15 protein-coding genes and 1 tRNA gene are annotated in these 18,845 nt (G+C 37.5%); 9 read left to right on the top strand and 7 right to left on the bottom strand.

What is annotated here, in order from left to right:
• Positions 1 to 7 precede the first annotated feature (7 nt).
• From ACPDG9_RS01790 to miaB, 3 genes are read right to left on the bottom strand one after another with little or no spacing between them, the layout of a single operon-like run.
• Positions 8 to 511 (bottom strand): LptE family protein, encoded by a 504-nt coding sequence (locus ACPDG9_RS01790; RefSeq protein WP_430526110.1) that lies wholly within the window; start codon positions 509 to 511, stop codon positions 8 to 10.
• A gap of 3 nt (positions 512 to 514) precedes the next feature.
• Positions 515 to 1,807, bottom strand: coding sequence for a sigma-54 interaction domain-containing protein (locus ACPDG9_RS01785; protein WP_430526109.1), 1,293 nt, complete (start codon positions 1,805 to 1,807; stop codon positions 515 to 517).
• A gap of 39 nt (positions 1,808 to 1,846) precedes the next feature.
• Positions 1,847 to 3,295 carry a tRNA (N6-isopentenyl adenosine(37)-C2)-methylthiotransferase MiaB gene (gene miaB / locus ACPDG9_RS01780; RefSeq protein WP_430526108.1) on the bottom strand — a complete coding sequence of 483 codons (1,449 nt, stop codon included), beginning with the start codon at positions 3,293 to 3,295 and terminating at the stop codon, positions 1,847 to 1,849.
• Between the two features lie 513 nt (positions 3,296 to 3,808).
• Between miaB and topA the strand changes: the two genes are divergently transcribed.
• From topA to ACPDG9_RS01735, 9 genes are all read left to right on the top strand, one after another.
• Positions 3,809 to 6,328 carry a type I DNA topoisomerase gene (topA, locus tag ACPDG9_RS01775; RefSeq protein ID WP_430526107.1) on the top strand — a complete coding sequence of 840 codons (2,520 nt, stop codon included), beginning with the start codon at positions 3,809 to 3,811 and terminating at the stop codon, positions 6,326 to 6,328.
• 9 nt (positions 6,329 to 6,337) lie between these two features.
• Positions 6,338 to 7,486 (top strand): formimidoylglutamase, encoded by a 1,149-nt coding sequence (locus tag ACPDG9_RS01770; protein ID WP_430526106.1) that lies wholly within the window; start codon positions 6,338 to 6,340, stop codon positions 7,484 to 7,486.
• A gap of 128 nt (positions 7,487 to 7,614) precedes the next feature.
• Entirely contained in the window at positions 7,615 to 9,015 is a 1,401-nt protein-coding gene (gene gldK / locus ACPDG9_RS01765) for a gliding motility lipoprotein GldK (protein ID WP_430526105.1), read from the top strand.
• A 55-nt stretch (positions 9,016 to 9,070) separates the two neighbouring features.
• Entirely contained in the window at positions 9,071 to 9,742 is a 672-nt protein-coding gene (gene gldL, locus ACPDG9_RS01760) for a gliding motility protein GldL (protein ID WP_430526104.1), read from the top strand.
• 27 nt (positions 9,743 to 9,769) lie between these two features.
• Complete coding sequence (gldM, locus tag ACPDG9_RS01755; RefSeq protein ID WP_430526103.1) at positions 9,770 to 11,335, top strand: gliding motility protein GldM; 1,566 nt, start codon at positions 9,770 to 9,772, stop codon at positions 11,333 to 11,335.
• Between the two features lie 36 nt (positions 11,336 to 11,371).
• Entirely contained in the window at positions 11,372 to 12,259 is an 888-nt protein-coding gene (gldN, locus tag ACPDG9_RS01750; protein WP_430526102.1) for a gliding motility protein GldN, read from the top strand.
• A 66-nt stretch (positions 12,260 to 12,325) separates the two neighbouring features.
• A complete protein-coding gene (locus ACPDG9_RS01745; protein WP_430526101.1) occupies positions 12,326 to 13,381 on the top strand; it encodes an NAD(P)/FAD-dependent oxidoreductase in 1,056 nt (351 codons plus the stop codon).
• Between the two features lie 5 nt (positions 13,382 to 13,386).
• A complete protein-coding gene (locus tag ACPDG9_RS01740; protein WP_430526100.1) occupies positions 13,387 to 15,303 on the top strand; it encodes an ABC-F family ATP-binding cassette domain-containing protein in 1,917 nt (638 codons plus the stop codon).
• A gap of 96 nt (positions 15,304 to 15,399) precedes the next feature.
• Complete coding sequence (locus ACPDG9_RS01735) at positions 15,400 to 15,987, top strand: hypothetical protein (RefSeq protein ID WP_430526099.1); 588 nt, start codon at positions 15,400 to 15,402, stop codon at positions 15,985 to 15,987.
• Positions 15,988 to 16,106: 119 nt separating this feature from the next.
• Here the strand turns inward: ACPDG9_RS01735 and ACPDG9_RS01730 are convergent.
• From ACPDG9_RS01730 to ACPDG9_RS01715, 4 genes are all read right to left on the bottom strand, one after another.
• Positions 16,107 to 16,179, bottom strand: a tRNA-Met gene (locus ACPDG9_RS01730).
• A gap of 138 nt (positions 16,180 to 16,317) precedes the next feature.
• Positions 16,318 to 16,917 carry an NAD(P)H-dependent oxidoreductase gene (locus tag ACPDG9_RS01725; protein ID WP_430526098.1) on the bottom strand — a complete coding sequence of 200 codons (600 nt, stop codon included), beginning with the start codon at positions 16,915 to 16,917 and terminating at the stop codon, positions 16,318 to 16,320.
• A gap of 4 nt (positions 16,918 to 16,921) precedes the next feature.
• On the bottom strand, positions 16,922 to 17,875 hold the full coding sequence (locus tag ACPDG9_RS01720; protein WP_430526097.1) for an alpha/beta hydrolase: 954 nt from the start codon (positions 17,873 to 17,875) through the stop codon (positions 16,922 to 16,924).
• A gap of 1 nt (position 17,876) precedes the next feature.
• Positions 17,877 to 18,824: an NADP-dependent oxidoreductase gene (locus tag ACPDG9_RS01715; protein WP_430526134.1), complete on the bottom strand. Its 948-nt coding sequence runs from the start codon at positions 18,822 to 18,824 to the stop codon at positions 17,877 to 17,879.
• Between the last annotated feature and the right edge of the window lie 21 nt (positions 18,825 to 18,845).

The raw sequence follows: 18,845 nt of genomic DNA, 5'->3' as shown, positions 1-18,845 counted from the left end.
TTGTTTTTTACCATTTCGCTAAGGACTCATTGAAAACATCTTGTGTAATGCGTTCAAAAATCTCGTCTAAAGCAGTGTTTAATGTACCTCCAACTAATTGTGCATTAGCATCGTAGTCGTAGTAAAAAGAGAAGCGCTTTTCAAAATCGTCATCTGGATTTCTTTTGTTTGTAAAGCGTACATTTACTGCAATATACAAACGGTTCTGCGCAGCTCTCTGATCTGCTGTTGCCGTCATTGGGCTAATTCTATAATCGACAATTTCTCCTTCATATAGGAGATCCGCATCCGAATTGGTCAATGTCAAACTCGTTTGTCCTTGGATAAGATCTTGTAAAGCCAAGGTAAACGTACGCTCAATACCGGGTTCAACTAATGGAGCATTATTTTGAAAGTAATTCACTTGAAATGAATCAGCGTCAATTTTTCCTGTACCTGTAAAGTTATAATATTTACAGCTTTGTAAGCCTAATGCGATAAAAAGAATCGCAATGATCGGTTTTAACTTCATTTTCTATAAGTTATATTGTTTGATCTTTCGATATAGTGTTCGCTCGGAAATCCCCAGTTCTTCTGCAGCGGCTTTGCGCTTGCCTTTGTTTCGATCTAAGGCTTTTCGAATTAATTCTACCTCTTGCTCTTCTAAATTTAAAGGTTCGTCCTCTATTGTTTCTGCAATGAGGTAATCCTCTTCGTCGTCATCGTCTTCGATAAGGGTCGGATGAAACGTTGAATGTGCAGGTTGACTAGGGTGCAAGTTGTTGTTCTCCAGCTGTAAAATATCCGAAGCACTTGTAGTATAGTCTGTTGGTTCATTCGATTTGCTTCCGTAAATACGCTGAATCAAGAGCTGATTACTTTCCTGTACTTGTCCTTTATCCTGTTTTAAAAGCTCTAAGGTAAGCTTTTTTAAATCTGTGATGTCATTGCGCATGTCAAAGAGAATTTTATATAAAATCTCTCGCTCTGTACTAAAATCGCTTTCTGCCTTTTTACCTTGTACGACAGAAGGTAATTGCCTGTCGTGATTGGGTAAGTATGACTGCAAGATGGGAAGTGTGATTTCGCGATTGGTTTCCAATACGGAAATCTCCTCCGCTACATTTCGCAGCTGTCGGATGTTCCCATCCCAACGGTATCGAATTAAAAAATTAGCGGCGTTAGCATCTAAGCGAACAGGAGGCATTTTGTATTTATGAGCAAAGTCAGAAGCGAATTTTCGAAACAACAAGTGAATGTCTTCCCCTCGTTCTCGAAGAGGAGGGAGTGCAATTTCTACTGTGCTTAGTCGATAGTATAAATCTTCTCTAAATTTGCCTTTCTGAATAGCGTCAATCATATTGACATTTGTAGCTGCAATAATGCGGATATCTGTTTTTTGAACACGAGAAGAACCTACTTTGATAAATTCCCCATTTTCTAGTACACGCAGTAAACGCACTTGCGTGGTTAGGGGTAATTCTCCTACTTCATCTAAAAAGATGGTTCCTCCATTTGCTTCTTCAAAATACCCTTCACGTGTACCAATGGCCCCTGTAAAGGCTCCTTTTTCGTGACCAAAAAGTTCGCTGTCAATGGTTCCTTCCGGAATAGCGCCACAATTGACAGCAATGTACTTCCCGTGCTTGCGATGCGAAAGGGAATGGATGATCTTGGGAACACTTTCTTTCCCAACCCCACTTTCTCCTGTTACTAAAACTGAAATATCAGTTGGAGCAACTTGAATTGCCTTCTGAATCGCACGGTTTAGTTTAGGATCATTTCCTATAATTTCAAATCGTTGTTTTATCGCTTGAACGTTTTCCATGTAGTAAACTTTTTGAGAGAGCTATTTCAACAAGAGGGATTAAGCTTGCATTGGAGAGTAGCCTACTGCTTTTCCAATAAGCGTTGCAGAAGTGCAATCTTCAATGTACACTTCGACAAAGTCTCCCACTTTATAATTTTCTTTCGGGAACACAACTGTTGTGTTTTGCGAGTTTCTACCGCTCCATTCTAAATCTGAACGCTTCGATGACTTTTCGATTAACACTTCAACGGTTTGACCAACAAAGCGCTTTGTGCGTTCTAAACTGATCTTACCTTGAACAGCAATGATCTCGCTTAAACGACGTTTTTTAGTTTCTTCAGGAACGTCGTCTTTTAATTTACGAGCCGCTAAAGTACCTGGTCGCTCCGAATAAGCAAACATAAAACCAAAGTCATAACGCACGTGTTCCATTAAAGAAAGCGTGTCTTGATGATCTTCTTCGGTCTCTGTAGGGAATCCCGTAATCATATCTTGTGACAAGGAGATATCTGGAATTAACGCGTAGATTTTGTCAATTAATTCGATGTATTCTTCTCTTGTGTGTTGGCGATTCATCTCTTGCAAAATACGAGTACTTCCCGATTGTACAGGTAAGTGAATGTATTTGCAAATATTGTCATGACGGGCAATAACCTCTATTACTTCCATATGCATGTCTTGCGGGTTGGAAGTCGAAAAACGAAATCTCATTTTCGGAAATTTAGTTGCACATAGCTCTAATAATTGAGCAAAATCAACCGCAGTAGCTTTTTGAATTTCAGTTGCCTTATCAAAGTCTTTTTTCAATCCACCCCCATACCACAGGTAGCTATCTACATTTTGACCTAATAAGGTAATTTCTTTAAAACCTCTTTCGTATAGGTCTTGGATTTCAGAGATAATACTATGGGGTTCTCTACTGCGTTCGCGTCCTCTAGTAAAAGGAACAACACAAAAGGTACACATATTATCACAGCCTCTTGTAATTGATACAAAAGCAGTAACGCCATTACTTTGTAAGCGAACCGGTGAAATGTCTCCATAGGTTTCATCTTTCGATAAAATTACGTTGATCGCATCTCTTCCTTCGTCTACTTCTTTTAACAAGTTTGGTAAATCTTTGTATGCATCAGGACCTACCACCATGTCTACAATTTTTTCCTCCTCTAAGAATTTGCTCTTTAAGCGTTCTGCCATACAACCCAATACCCCAACTTTCATTCCTGGGTTTTTTCTTTTAATACGGTTGTATTGATCTAAGCGTTTGCGCACTGTTTGTTCGGCCTTATCTCGAATCGAGCAAGTATTTACTAAAACTAAATCAGCTTCTTCTAGGTTATTGGTTGTGTTGTATCCTGCGTCAGATAAAATTGAGGCAACAATCTCGCTATCAGAAAAGTTCATTTGACAACCGTAACTTTCAATAAAAAGCTTCTTCGTATTGTCTTTATTCTGTGTTAGCTGTAAGCTTGTTCCTTGTTTATTTTCGTCAATTACCTTTTCCATATGATTATTTAAAAGGGAGTTTTATTTTAAGCCACAAAGATAGTTTAAATTTATTTACTGACAAGTTGACAGCTTTATATTTAATAGTATTTTGAGAATAGGACCAAAAGAAAAGAAGAGCTTTGTTTACAGGTAAAAAAGACCATGTATTGACCTATTCTTAACAGGTGATAAAGCTTTTTTTTGAGAATAATGTGTGAATATTTCTAAAAAAGTTGGATGTTTGCAGTCTAAAGTGAGAAATGAATTGCTAAGATAGGAGCTGTTTATAAGTGTATACTTGCTAAAATACGACCTTGGTACAACTAAATTGCTTTTGTTTCTTTACTTTTGAGCAATTTTTCTTAGTGAATGTTGTTTGGTTATAAAAGAGGATCTTTTGATAATCAACGTTAAAAAAATGTGTATTTTTTAAAGCATTGTAGGGGAATTTAAGAGAAAGTGTGAATTATATCGGTTGGAGTGGAAATATTAAGAAAAAACGCATATTTTTGCTTCACAAAATAATGAAGTATGGCAAAGAATTTAGTGATCGTGGAGTCGCCTGCAAAGGCAAAAACAATTGAAAAATTTTTAGGAAAAGATTATCAGGTGGAATCTAGTTATGGACATATAGCGGATTTGCCTTCTAAAGAGATAGGAGTAAACGTAGAGGATAATTTCAAACCCAAGTATGAGGTTTCTAGTGATAAAAAAGCAGTAGTTAAAAAGTTAAAAGACCTTTCTAAAAACGCAGAGGTTGTTTGGTTAGCTTCCGATGAGGACCGAGAGGGGGAGGCTATTGCATGGCATTTAGCTGAAGAATTGAAATTAGATCAGACGAAGACAAAGCGAATTGTTTTTCACGAAATTACTAAGTCAGCGATATTAAAAGCAATTGAAAACCCAAGAGGGATTAATTATAATTTAGTAAATGCTCAACAAGCTAGACGTGTGTTAGACCGTTTGGTAGGGTATGAGTTATCTCCTGTCTTGTGGAAAAAGGTCAAAGGGGGATTGTCGGCAGGACGTGTTCAATCGGTTGCTGTTCGATTAATCGTGGAAAGGGAAAAAGAGATTAATGAATTTAACGTGGAATCCTCTTATGTGATTACGGCCGAGTTTAAAACAGGAGAAGGCAAGGTAGTGAAAGCGCGTTTGTCGAAAAGTTTTGCTAGTGAACAAGAAGCTAAAGATTTTTTAACGCTTAATATAGGAGCAGCCTATGCGATTAAGGATCTTGAAACAAAACCGGCAAAGAAATCTCCGGCTGCACCTTTCACGACATCTACATTACAACAAGAGGCGGCGCGTAAGCTTTACTATTCGGTTGGACAGACCATGATGTTAGCGCAGCGATTATACGAGGAAGGGTTTATTACTTATATGAGAACGGATAGTGTAAACTTGTCCGAGGAAGCAACTAAAGCAGCAGCAGCAGAGATTGCAAAATCCTACGGTGCGGAATATGTTCAGTCGAGAAGCTATGTGACCAAGAGCAAGGGGGCGCAAGAAGCGCACGAAGCTATTCGTCCGACTAATATGGCTTTGCATAGCGTACCTTTAGATAGGGATCAGGCGCGTTTATACGACTTGATTTGGAAGCGTACTTTAGCTTCTCAAATGAGTGATGCAAAACTAGAGCGTACCAATGTGAAAATTGGGGCGAATAAATACAGTGAGTTATTCGTTGCAACAGGTGAAGTGCTTTTGTTTGATGGATTTTTAAAAGTGTATCTGGAAGGACATGATGATGAAGAGGAGGAAGTAGAAGGAATTTTGCCCCACTTGAAAGTAGGGGAGTCACTTTTGTCTAACGGGATCGTGGCAACACAGCGTTTTAGTAAACCTGCCGCTCGTTATACGGAGGCGTCCTTAGTTAAGAAATTAGAAGAACTAGGAATCGGAAGACCGTCTACCTATGCACCGACCATTTCGACTATTATTGCGCGAAATTATGTTGAGAAAGGGACAACAGAAGGAAAAGAACGTCCATATAAAGTAATGACACTTGCGCAGGAAGCGCTAACCGAAAAGGTATTAGTCGAGAAGACAGGTTCAGATAAAGGCAAGATGATTCCAACTGATATTGGGATTATTGTGAATGACTTCTTGGTTAAGAATTTTAAAACCATCTTAGATTATAACTTCACGGCAAAGGTGGAAGAAGACTTTGATGCAATTGCTGCAGGAGAAGAAGATTGGGCGAAGATGATGCGTGAGTTTTACGATCATTTTCATCCAACCGTAAAAGATGTAGAGGAGAATGCTGAGCGCGAATCAGGAGAGCGTATCTTAGGAACGGATCCGGCTTCTGGAAAACCAGTATTGGTGCGTTTGGGTAAGTTTGGGCCAATGGCACAAATTGGAGATGCAGAAGATGAAAACAAACAGTTTGCCAGTTTGGCACCTGATCAAAATATTGGAACAATCACGCTAGAGGAAGCGCTGAAACTGTTTTTATTACCTAAAATGTTAGGTGAGTATAAGGGAGAGGATGTAGAAGTGAATAACGGACGCTTTGGACCTTATGTTCGCGTAGGTAAAACGTTTATTTCACTTCCTAAAGGATTGGAGCCGTTGGATGTCTCTTTTGAAAAAGCAGTAGAGTTTATTCAAGAAAAAGAAGAAGCTGATCGTCCTATTGCAACGTATCAAGATCTACCAGTACAAAAAGGTGTGGGGCGATTTGGTCCTTACTTAAAGTGGAATAATATTTTTATCAACGTCAATAAGAAGTATAATTTTGACAATCTCTCTCATCAAGACATAATTGAATTGATTGAGGATAAAATTCAGAAAGAAAAAGATAAGGTTATTCACGATTGGATTGAAGAGGGAATTCGCGTAGAAAAAGCAAGATGGGGTAGATCTGTTATTTTAAAAGGGAAAACTAAGATTGAGCTTTCGAAAGAGGTAGATGCACAGGCGTTGACCTTAGAGGAAGTAAAGGCGATGATTGAGGTAAAGGCACCGGCTAAAAAGACAAAAACGGCGGCTAAAAAACCAGCGGCTAAGAAAACAACGACAAAAAAAACGACGACTAAGAAATAATAGAGTAGTATGTTAGAACTTTTACGTCCAGTTAGTGTTGAATTCAGAAATTATATCGATGGATTGCCTAGTCAGAGTCTAGGAAAAAAGGTTCATTTTCACTCCGGAGGTGACTTTGATAAGTATAGCCAATATAAAATTGCACTTATCGGGGTTACGGACAACAGAGGGTTAGAGTCGGAAGTCGATACGGTAGATTTACTGAAGGTCAGAAAGTCCTTTTATACGTTGTTTCCTGGAAATTGGCATGTTCGAATCGTGGACTTAGGGGATATTATGCCTGGGGACACTATGGAAGATACTTATTTTTTGCTTGGTGCAGTTGTAGAGGATTTAGTTAAGAATGGCGTAATTCCAGTTGTTATAGGAGGAAGTCAAGATTTGACCTATGCGATGTATCGAGGTTATGACAAACTCGAACAAATGGTAAATTTAGTTTGTATTGATCATAAATTAGATGTCGCAAAAGATGGGGGATGTGCTGCAGAAAGTTTCATATCGCGAATTATTCTGGAAGAACCCAATAATTTGTTTAATTTTTCAAATTTAGGCTACCAAACGTATTATAATTCTCAAGAAGAAATCGATTTAATTGAAAATTTATTCTTCGAAGCCTATAGAGTTGGAGAAATTATTAATAATATTGCATTGTCGGAGCCGGTGTTGCGAGATGCTGATATTGTGAGTGTTGATATCAACGCGGTAAAGTCTAGTGATTCGGGTAATTTTTCGACTTTTAATCCCAATGGCTTTGATGGACGAGAAATTTGTTCTTTAGCAAGGTATAGCGGTTTAAGTGATAAAGTTAGTACATTTGGTATATTTAATTACAATAATCAAATAAACGAAACGTTATTATTGGGACAGGTTTTATGGTATTTTATAGAGGGCGTAAATTATCGCTATAATGAATATCCATTTGCCTGTAAGGAGAATTATATCAAATATATCGTGCCATTTGATGATTATGAGAATTTAGTTTTTTACAAGAGTGATATCTCAGGAAGATGGTGGATAGAGGTGAATGTTGGGGCGAGTGTTAATGAAAAGTTAACAAAAAGAACGTTGTTGCCTTGTAGCTATGAAGATTACGAAAATGCTACTGCACAGCAATTACCCGACAGGTGGTGGAGGGCATTTAAAAAGAGTTTAGTATAGGTGAAAAAAATTTAACATTTTTATATGTTAAATATAAACTAAATTTTTTTTAGCTTTGTTTTTGAAAATTAAAAATAATTGAATACGTTTACATTTTTAAGAAGTATATAAGAAAACCTAAATAATATATGAAGAAGATCATTACGTTAGGAGCAGTTTTAGCTTTGGTATGCAGCTGTGGTACTGGAGATCGAGGTGAGTTGTTAGGAGGAGTAGAAGGAAAGAGATGGTCAACTACGAAGCCTCATGGTATGTCTTTAGTTCCTGGTGGGACTTTTACAATGGGACAGTCGAATGAAGATTTCCTTGGTGCACAGGATGCTCCAACAAAAACAGTAACAGTTGGTTCGTTCTATATGGATGAGACGGCAGTTACAAACAACCAGTATAGAAAATTCGTTGAATGGGTAAAGGATTCGGTTATCCGAACACGTTTAGCTATTGCAGCTGATGATATGGGGTTAACTCCCGATGGTGGTGGTATTGGGGCTTATGCGTTTTTAGATAATGAAGAAAATCTAGATCGTATGACACCTTATCAAAGATACATGTATGAGAACTACTACAGCATGGATAGTAGTGATGATATGTACGCTGGAAGAAGATTGAATAAAAAAGTAAACTTGCCTACATCTGTAGATCGTTATCCAGATGAATACTATGTTGAAGTGATGGATTCATTGTATATTCCAGCTTCTGAAACGTACAATGGATTAGGTATGTTCGACGCTTCTAAAATTAAATTCAAGTACACATATGTGGATTTAGAAGGAGCAATGAAAGATAAAGGAGCGGATCCTCGTGGAAAACGCAACAGACATTTAAAAACTGAAACGTTGTTGATTTATCCTGATACAACGCGTTGGATTAAAGAATTCCAATATTCGTACAACGAGCCAATGCACAACGATTACTTCTGGCATGAAGCGTTTGGTGAATACCCAGTAGTAGGTGTAAACTGGCATCAAGCTAGAGCGTTTGCTGCATGGAGAACCTTGTATAAAAACACGTTCTTACGTTCAAAAAATATGCCGTCAGAAGTACATGAGTATAGATTGCCAATGGAGAGCGAATGGGAATTTGCTGCTAGAGGAGGTTTAGAAGGAGCAATGTATCCTTGGGGTGGTCCTTACACAACAGATGAAAAAGGATGTTTCATGGCTAACTTCAAACCAAGTCGTTTTGATTATGCAGCAGATGGAGCTACTTATACAGCTGAAGCACGTGCTTATCCACCAAACGGATATAACTTATACAATATGTCTGGAAACGTAGCAGAGTGGACAAGCTCACCATATGATTCATCATCTTATGACTTCATGTCAAGTTTAAAACCAAAAAATAGAAGATCAGATACGCCATTAAAAGTAATCAGAGGAGGTTCTTGGAGAGACCCTGCTTATATGTTACAAGTTGCTACACGTGATTCAGAGTATGCAGATTCTGCTAGATCTTACATCGGATTTAGATTAGTACAATCTGTTTCGGGATCGATGTCAAGAAGTAACATGACCAAAATGGCTAAATAAACAGAACCAAAACAATTATAGATTATAGACAAACAATTAAAACATTTAAAAAATTATGGCAATACCTAAAAAAGTAATGAACTTCTGTTATGGAATGGGGGCTTCAGTTGTAATTATCGGTGCATTATTTAAAATTACGCACATGGAGTTAGGTCCAATTAATGGAAATAATATGCTAACTTTAGGATTGGTTGTAGAAGCTCTTATTTTTGCGATATCTGCTTTTGAACCAGTTGATGACGAGTTAGACTGGGCAAAGGTCTATCCTGAATTAAAAGGAGGAGAACCAACACAAGTTAGAGGTGGTGGTAGTGCTGTAGGGTTTGTTGGTGGTGGATCAACAGAAGAAGAAGGTATGTTATCTAAAAAATTAGATGATTTATTAAAAGAAGCAAAAATTGATGGAGAATTAATGAGTAGCTTAAGTAGAAGCATCAGAAACTTCGAAGCAGCATCTAAAGAAATTGCTCCAACAGTTGACTCTGTTGCATCTACTAAAAAATATGCTGAAGAAATGTCAATGGCTGCAGCTCAATTAGAATCTTTAAACTCAATGTATAAAGTTCAGTTGGAGAGTGCTACTCGCAATGCTGAAATCAACAAAGAGGTTGCTGAAAATAACATCAAACTAAAAGAGCAAATGTCTGCTTTAACAAGCAACTTATCTTCTTTAAACACGGTTTATGGAGGTATGCTTTCTGCAATGGGTAACCGCGGTGCTAATTAATTTATAATCCAGATAAAGTTATAAATAATGGCAGGAGGAGCAAAATTGACGCCTAGGCAAAGGATGATTAACCTTATGTATCTTGTGTTCATCGCGATGATGGCACTTCAGATGTCAAAGGAGGTTTTATCAGCTTTTGGTATGGTAAACGATAAATTTGAATCGGCGAATACTTCGGCGGTTGAAAATAATGACAGGTTATTAGGAGGATTAGAGGCTAAATCAGCAGATGATCCAACTCGTTTCGGCGAGCCTTATAAGAAAGCGAAGCAAGTAGCAACAGTTACAAAAGAGTTTTATGATTTTGTGGCAGGTGTTAAAAAGCAAATTACAGATCCTTTAGAAGCACAACGTATCGATGGTAAATTACCTGCAGAGCGTATGGAAAAAGGAGATGTAATTGATCAAGCTTGGTTTAATGGCGATAAATATTCTGCAGAAGGAGAAGAATTTATCGGTGCAATTGAAAAATATAAAAGTGAAATCTTAGGGATTGTTGGAGAAGACGTTAAGTTTCAACCAATTGTTGTAGATTTGCAAAAAAGATTTGATATCTCTGATGTAAAAGACGGAGAAGGTGTTGTAAAACCATATTTGAATTACAACTTCCAAGGTTTTCCCGCAATTGCGTCTTTGACTAAATTATCTACAATGCAAAATGACGCTATGGTTATTGAGCATGAGATCTACAATAGCTTATTAGGGAATACATTAAGTCAAGCGGCTTCTATGCGTAACTATGCGGCAATTGTTATTCCTGAGAAATCAGCTTTCTTTGCTGGAGAACAGTTTAAAGGAAAAGTTGTATTAGGACGTTATGACAAATCAACAGTACCTACGGAAGTGGTAGTGAACGGTCAAAAAGTAGATTTAACAAAAGCGTTAGAAGATGGTCAAGTTAACTTGAGCTTTGGTACAGGTAACGTTGGTGAACATGATGTAAAAGGTAAATTTACATTTATGGAAGACGGAAAACCTGTCGAAATCGACATCAAAGGAAACTATGTTGTTGTGCCAAAACCAAATTCAGCGAATATCTCTGCAGACAAAATGAACGTTGTATACCGTGGGGTGATGAACCCAATGACAATTTCATTTGCTGGTATCTCTGACGATAAGGTAGTAGCTTCTGCTCCTGGTTTATCTAAAGGAGGAAAAGCAGGGCAATATAATATGCGTCCTCAAGCTGGTAGAGAAGTTACGATTAACGTAACAGGTAAATTACCTGACGGAACATCGGTAAGTGACAAAAAAGTATTTAGAATTAAAGATATTCCTGCACCTCGTGGTACAGTTCGTGGAGAATACGCTGCGAAAGGTCCTAAGTCTAACTTAGAGATTGTAACAATTGGTGCAAAATTAGAGGATTTTGATTTTGAATTAGGGTTAACAGTTACAGGATTTGTATTGCAAGTTCCAGGACAACCTTCAGTGGTCGTTCAAGGAAATAGAATGAACGAAAGAGCAAAAGCTGCGATTTCAAAAGCAAGACTAGGAGATGTAGTTGTTATTTCTGATATCAAGGTACGTTTAGACGGTGCGGGTGATTATGCACTGAAGAAAACAGCACCTTGTACATTCGAAATCATGTAATTTCGAAATAAATAAAAGAAGAAAACTTTGAATAATATGAACTGGAAAAAAATTTCACTATTTGTAGCATTTTCGATATTCTCAGTGCAATCATTTGCACAAAGCAACTTATTAAACGCTAAGTCTGCTGAGGAAATTGGAATGAAAAGTATTCAAGAAATATACGTACAAAGCGAAGGACCAATTCCATACGGGTATGTAGCAGATAAGGACATCTTATTTGGTATTAAAGTATGGGAAAATATTTCTCTAGAAGAGAAAGCTAATGAGTCTTATTACTATCCAATTGAAGAAGTTTCTGGAGATGGAAGAAAATCTATGTTCCAAGCTTTAATTGACGGTATTAAGTCTGGAGCTATCACAGAAGTATATGATGATAGCGACTTTAAAAGAAAAAGATCGTTAAAGGAGCTTGAAACATCTTTCGTTAAAATTGATACTACAGATGCTGGTATTGAATACTATAATGCTGGTGAGAAAATTCCAGAAGAATATATTCAACGTGTAGAGTTACGTCCATCGGATGTGAAATCTTATCACGTAATGGGTATGTGGTATTTTGACCGTAATGAAGGTCAATTAAAATACCGCTTATTGGGAATAGCACCAGTAGTAGTAGATTTATATACGAAAGGGGCTGAAGTTGAAAACGCGGTTGAACTTTTCTGGATATTCTTCCCGGATGCTAGAGGTACACTGTTTGAAGCGCAAGTTTTCAACTCGAAAAATCCAATGAATCCTATGAACTTTGATCATCTGTTAAACGCTAGAAGATTTAGTTCTACGATTTACAAAGCAGATAATCAATATGGTGATACTCGTATTAACGATTATATTAAAGGTGGAGAGTTAAGTCAATTATTTGAAGGCGAACGCATCAAAGAATTGATCAGAAACCTTGAAGATGATTTATGGAATTACTAATTTTGTAATTACTAATTTATAAAGCTCTTATCTAAATTAGATAAGAGCTTTTTTTATGGATTGATTATGGTGGATTATATCGTTGTAGGGACTGGTTTAGCGGGTATTGCTTTTACTGAGAAATTAGCGCAGGAAGGAAAGACGTTTATTGTTATTGATGCAGAACAACGCTCATCCTCTTTGATTGCTGGTGGAATGTATAATCCGGTCGTTCTAAAGCGCTTTACGGATGTTTGGAAAATTAAAGAACAACTAGCTATAGCTGAAGTTTTTTATCCAGCATTAGAGGCAAAATTACAAGTTAAATGCTGGTATCCCATGGATCTCTATCGTCGTTTAGCCTCTGTTGAAGAACAAAATAATTGGTTTCAAGCGGCAGATCGACCTAATTTACAGGAATTTTTAGCTCCGGAAATAGAAAAGAAAAAAATAGATGGAGTAGATTTGTCTTTTGGTTTAGGAAAGGTTCGCTCAACAGGATATTTGGAAACAGATGAATTAATTCCGGCTTACCGACAATACCTTACTCAATTGGGATGTTATAAAGTTGAATCTTTCGATTACGAGGCTTTAGCATATGATGAGGATGGTGTTTCTTATAAAGGAATCCGCGCTAAGCGTATTGTTTTTGCAGAAGGCTTTGGCCTGTTGCGCAATCCGTTTTTCAATCAATTGCCACTCGATGGTACTAAAGGAGAGCTAATGATTGTAAAAATACCGCACTTAGCTTGTGATTTTATGCTGAAAGCAGGTGTCTTTTTGATTCCCATTGGTGAGGATTGTTACAAATTGGGAGCAACGTATAATTGGGAGGATAAAACAGATGAGCCAACTAAAGCTGGAGGAGAAGAGTTGCTAGATGGCTTGCGCAGTTTTGTGTCTCTCGATTTCGAAGTGGTGAAACACTTGGCGGGTGTGCGTCCGACGGTTAAAGATAGACGGCCTTTGCTCGGAAGAAGTTTAGAGTCAGCTCGTATTTTGGTGCTCAATGGTTTGGGAACACGAGGTGTTTTATTAGCCCCTTACTTAGCCGAACAACTCTATAATTATGCAGAAAATAATAGAGCATTGGATGAAAATGTATCTATCCACCGCTACAAAAAGTTTAAATTAAAGAAGTAATATTTATGTTGAATATACATAATTTGTCTGTTTCATTTTCTGGAGAGTTTCTCTTTGAAAGTGTGACATTCAGAATTGGAGCTGGCGATCGCGTAGGATTAGTAGGGAAGAATGGTGCAGGAAAGTCGACCATGCTGAAGCTTTTATCTAGAGATATGGAACCCGATACGGGAAGTATCGCAATGGAAAAAGAGTTGAAAATAGGTTTTTTGCGTCAAGATATTGATTTTATCCCTGGTCGTACAGTTTTAGAAGAAGCCTATCAAGCGTTCGTTGAAATTAAAGAAGTCGAGGCTGCTTTAGATAAGGTAAATAAAGAATTAACCGAACGCACCGATTATGAGTCAGAATCGTATAGTGAATTGATCGAAAAATTAAGTGATCTAACCCATCGGTTTGAAATTATTGGCGGGTATAATTACGTCGGTAATACAGAACGTGTTTTACAAGGTCTTGGATTTAAACGAGAGGATTTTGATAATTTGACAGATACTTTTTCTGGAGGGTGGCGTATGCGTATCGAATTAGCGAAGTTGTTATTGCAGGATAATGATGTGTTATTACTTGATGAGCCGACGAACCACTTAGATATTGAGAGTATTATTTGGTTAGAAAATTTCTTAAAAGGATATCCTGGAGCAGTCGTGATTATTTCACACGATAAAATGTTCTTGGATAATGTGACAAATCGTACCATAGAGATTTCTTTGGGTAAGATTTACGACTTTGATAAACCTTATTCGGAGTACCTTGTGTTGCGTGAAGAATTGCGAGAAATGCAATTAGCTGCACAAAAGAACCAAGCAAAGAAAATAGAGGAAACCGAAAAGTTAATCGAGCGTTTTCGCTATAAAGCAACAAAAGCCTCTATGGCGCAATCCCTGATCAAGAAATTAGATAAAGTAGAGCGAATTGAGGTTGATGAAGATGACAATGCTGTTATGAATATTTCCTTTCCTGTGAGTATTGATCCGGGTAAAGTGGTATTGGAAATGGAACAAGTAACCAAGCGATTTGGCGATAAGGTTATTTTTAAAGATGTCAATTTCTTAATTGAACGCGGTAGTAAAATTGCTTTTGTCGGTCAAAACGGTCAAGGAAAGTCAACGTTGATTAAAGCAGTAATGAAAGAATTTGAATTTGAGGGAACTATTAAGTTAGGACACAATGTTCAGATTGGGTACTTTGCTCAGAATCAAGCGGATTATCTAGACGGTGAAAAAACGCTTTTAGATACTATGTTGGATGCTGCTACGGATGCAAATCGCGTAAAAGTTCGCGATATGTTGGGTGCCTTTTTATTTAGAGGCGATGACGTAGAGAAAAAAGTGAAAGTACTATCAGGTGGTGAGCGAAATCGCTTGGCTTTGTGTCGTATGTTATTGTCGCCGATTAATGTATTGCTGATGGATGAGCCGACCAACCACTTGGATATTAAGTCGAAGAATGTGTTGAAACAGGCTTTACTTAACTTTAAAGGGACGTTGGTTTTAGTTTCTCACGACCGTGATTTTTTACAGGGATTAACGAATTTAGTTTACGAATTCAAAGATCAAAAAATCAAGGAATATCTCGGTGATATCAATTATTTCTTAGAAGAACGCAAAGCGCAAAATATGCGTGAAATTGAAAAGAAGAGCGTGAAGCAAGAAGCGCCTGCTGCTAAAGTAGAGGAGAAAAAAACGGTAGTACTTTCGTATGAAGATCAGAAAAAACAGAAGACATTACAGAATCGATTGAGTAAAATTGAAAGTGAGATCAGTACATTAGAAAAGAAAATAGCAAAAGACGATGAACGCTTGGCTGTAGACTATGAAAAGTTAATGCAGGACGAAGCTTTTTTTAAGACCTATGAGCAAAATAAAAAGAAAGTAGAGTCGTTGATGCAAGAATGGGAAGATGTGGCTGCAGAGCTAATGTAAATAGATTAAGAAAAAGGTTTGTGTGATTTACACAAACCTTTTTTATTGATTAAGGTTAAGGATACGCCGTTTTTGTTTACATTTAATAAAAAAAACATGAAGATACATCGATCATTTTGGCTCTTAGGGGCAATCTGTTTTGGATTAACAAGTACACCGGCAATTGCACAAAATAAGCAGAAGGTAGATGTATCTGCGGCAATGCCATCACAAGTCAAACCAAAGGATCTAGATAAATTGAGTTATACTTACGCAATTGAGGTAGAAAATAAATTGTACAGTGGCTATAGTTTACTCGGGATTAATCCCAAGAGCATAGAAGAGACACAAGTAGATACTGGTTTATTTCAGGTTGGTACAATGAACTTTGATAAAAAAATAGCGTTGACCTTTAAAGAAGGATATAAGTCAGATTTAGTGCCTTTAGATCAATGGGAAAAGGGAAATATTAGTTTTAAAGGCAATTTAATTTACATGATTGATGGCGTTATTGTAAATGCATTGGCTAGCACTATATTGTTAGATAAATATTATATTATTGACTATACCGTAATTCCCTTGGATAAAATTGGATTTGCAGAAACAACCGCAGTTGTTCAATTGAGAATGAAATCAGCCGCGAATTTCAAAACTGTCGTTGGAGAAAAAAAGAAAAAACGTGAACAAGAGCGAGATGTTAAGTAGGTTTTGTTCAATTACAGATCTAGAAAGTGAATAATGATGAATTTATAGAATAAGGCGAATGACAATTCGCTTATAGCATAAAAAAAGACTTAATCGTTGGATTAAGTCTTTTGGCTTAGTAGCGGGAACAGGACTCGAACCTGTGACCTTCGGGTTATGAGCCCGACGAGCTGCCTACTGCTCTATCCCGCGCTATTGTGGTGCAAATATACAAACTAATAATGATATAAAACAAATAAAGATAGGTGAAAAAGTAAATTAAAATGGTTTTATATAATTAATAGGTTGTTTATGAGTTAGTTGTGTTGTTTTTTTATTTTGCCTTTTACCTTAGATTTCCTTTTTTATATGCTTTTCAACATCGTTTTGAGCTTTTTTCTTTACTTCTTCTTTGAGTTGTTCAAAATCAGATGTGGCGTAATCATTTAATGGACCCACTACTTCTGCATTTTCAATTTGTACTCCACAGTAGGATAAGATACCTTCTTTCAAGGGGATTAATCCACTAGATTGATAGCTCGATTGATGTACTTCGGGGGATAAGTCCCCCATGGTTACTAGAATACGTGCTGTTTTACCTTGTAATAAACCTTCAGTATGTGTAGTGGAATGATGTTTAAAAACAAATCCGGGTAGAAATAGACGGTCAAAGAATCCTTTCATAACTGCAGGCATGCCTACCCACCACATCGGGTGAATCCAGACTTGATGCGTGCTCCAGTAAAGATCTTCTAAAGCATCTAGTAAATCAGGTTCTAATTCCATGCGTTGCGCATAACCATGTTGTAAGTTGGGATTAAAGTTCAATTCACCAATAGCGAGATAACGCACGGTTGCTCCCAAAGCTTGTGCGGTTTCAATGTATACTTGTGCTATTGTTGCATTGAGACTAGTTGGATTGGGATGTCCGTTAATAACTAAAATATTCATATTATTATCGAGTAAAAATGGTTTTTAAATACGTGATTTGTGTTTGCCAAAATTCTCTAGCCATTTGGATAGGAAAAAAATCAAAGACATGGGTAGCTCCTTTTACTTCAAAAATAGTTGTTGAAATTTTGGCTCGTTGCAGACGTTGACCATATTGCAAAGCTTCATCTTTGAGCGGATCAAATTCGGCAACGACAATTGTCGTTGGCGGAAGTTGGCTTAAATCTCCTTGTAACGCGGGTACCGCATAGGGCAGAGGAGCACTTCTATTTTCTCCTAAATAATGGTGCCACATCCAAGTCGCCGCTCGTTTGCTCTGCATGGGAGCATCACCTAATAATTCCATAGAAGACGTTTGTAAACGATGATCTAATGGTGGGTAAATCAAATACTGATGGCGGATAGTAATTTCTTTTTGATCTAAGGTATATTGAGCAAGAGAAGCAGCAATCGTTCCTCCCGCGCTACTGCCTCCAACACTGAGGTTGTTGTTATTTCCACCTAAAGTATGCGCTTGTGTGGACAACCAGCGCAATGCATCATATCCATCGTGTAAAGCTGCAGGAAAAGGATGTTCAGGTGCTAGGCGATAGTCCACCGATACAACAATAAGTTGAAGGGCGGATGCTAACTCGTAAAAAATAAAGTCATATTGTTCGGGTGTACCATAAATAAAGGCTCCTCCGTGAAAATACAAAAGTACGGGTAGTTCTGTTTGATCCGTTGGACAATAGGTTCTTAAACGTATGTTTCGCTCCACATGACGAGAGGGGATTTCTATATTGGCAACCGTTAACCCCACTGGAATAGGGAGTGGTTCTTCTGTTTTTGCTATCTTTTGTTCTTCTAAGCGAATTTGTGTTGGATTAAACGCTAATAAATAATCGTAATCTATTTCGCTGTAAGGACTTTCGTTGATTGCCTGTATTAATTCTAAGGGAATGTCTTGGTGTATCATATTAAAATTCAATTACTATTTTTCCCACAGTATGTCCACTTTCTTGTTGTAGATGAGCTTGAGGTATAGTTTCAAACGAATAAATATGTGACAGATGTGGTTTGATATGACCTGCGGCTAATAGTTGAGCAATCTGCTTCATATCTTCCTGACTAGAATACACCGACATAAAATAGCAAGCGTGTAAAAATTTTGCTTGTGCTTTTTGTTCATCTTCTTTTGTATGTCCAGAAGGCAAGGTAACAATGGTTCCAAAAGGCTTAAGAACCGAAATGGATTTTTGAAAATTGGTTCCTCCTATGGATTCTAAAACAAAATCAAGGGAACTCAATTTTTTTTCAAAGTCAACTTTGCGGTAATCTAGATGTTCGTTTGCCCCTAAAGAAAGTACAAAATCTTTGTTAGACGATGAGGACGTAGCAATGACGTATGCCCCAAGGTATTTTGTGATTTGTACGGCGAAATGTCCCACACCACCAGCGGCGGCATGTATGAGCAAACGATCATGAGGACGTAATTTTCCATAAGATGTAAAAGCTTGCCAAGCTGTAAGAGCAGCTAGTGTACTTGCCGCTGCCGCTGCATGCGAAATATTTTTAGGCTTTAATGCTACATGATGGGCGGGTGCAGCTACGTATTCCGCATAGGTTTGTCCGTGTCCTACAAAGTTGACCATACCAAATACTTCATCTCCAACAGAAAAATCACTCACTGTATCTCCTACTTGTACTATAATTCCTGAAATGTCCCATCCTAAGATTAAGGGATGATGTTGAAGAAGCTGTTCTGCTAGAGGAGCTTGACGGGTGCGCACTTTAATATCTACAGGATTTATACTAATCGCTTTGGTCCGAATGAGCACTTCATTCGCTTTGGGTTGGGGAATAGGAATCTCTTTATAATGGAGGTGTTCAACTCCTCCAAATCCTTCTAATGTAATGGCTTTCATCATTCTTTATTTTGTTTTAGG

This window comes from Myroides sp. C6-3 (assembly GCF_050522425.1).
GTDB lineage: Bacteria > Bacteroidota > Bacteroidia > Flavobacteriales > Flavobacteriaceae > Flavobacterium.
This window is presented reverse-complemented; position numbering and strand designations above follow the sequence as displayed.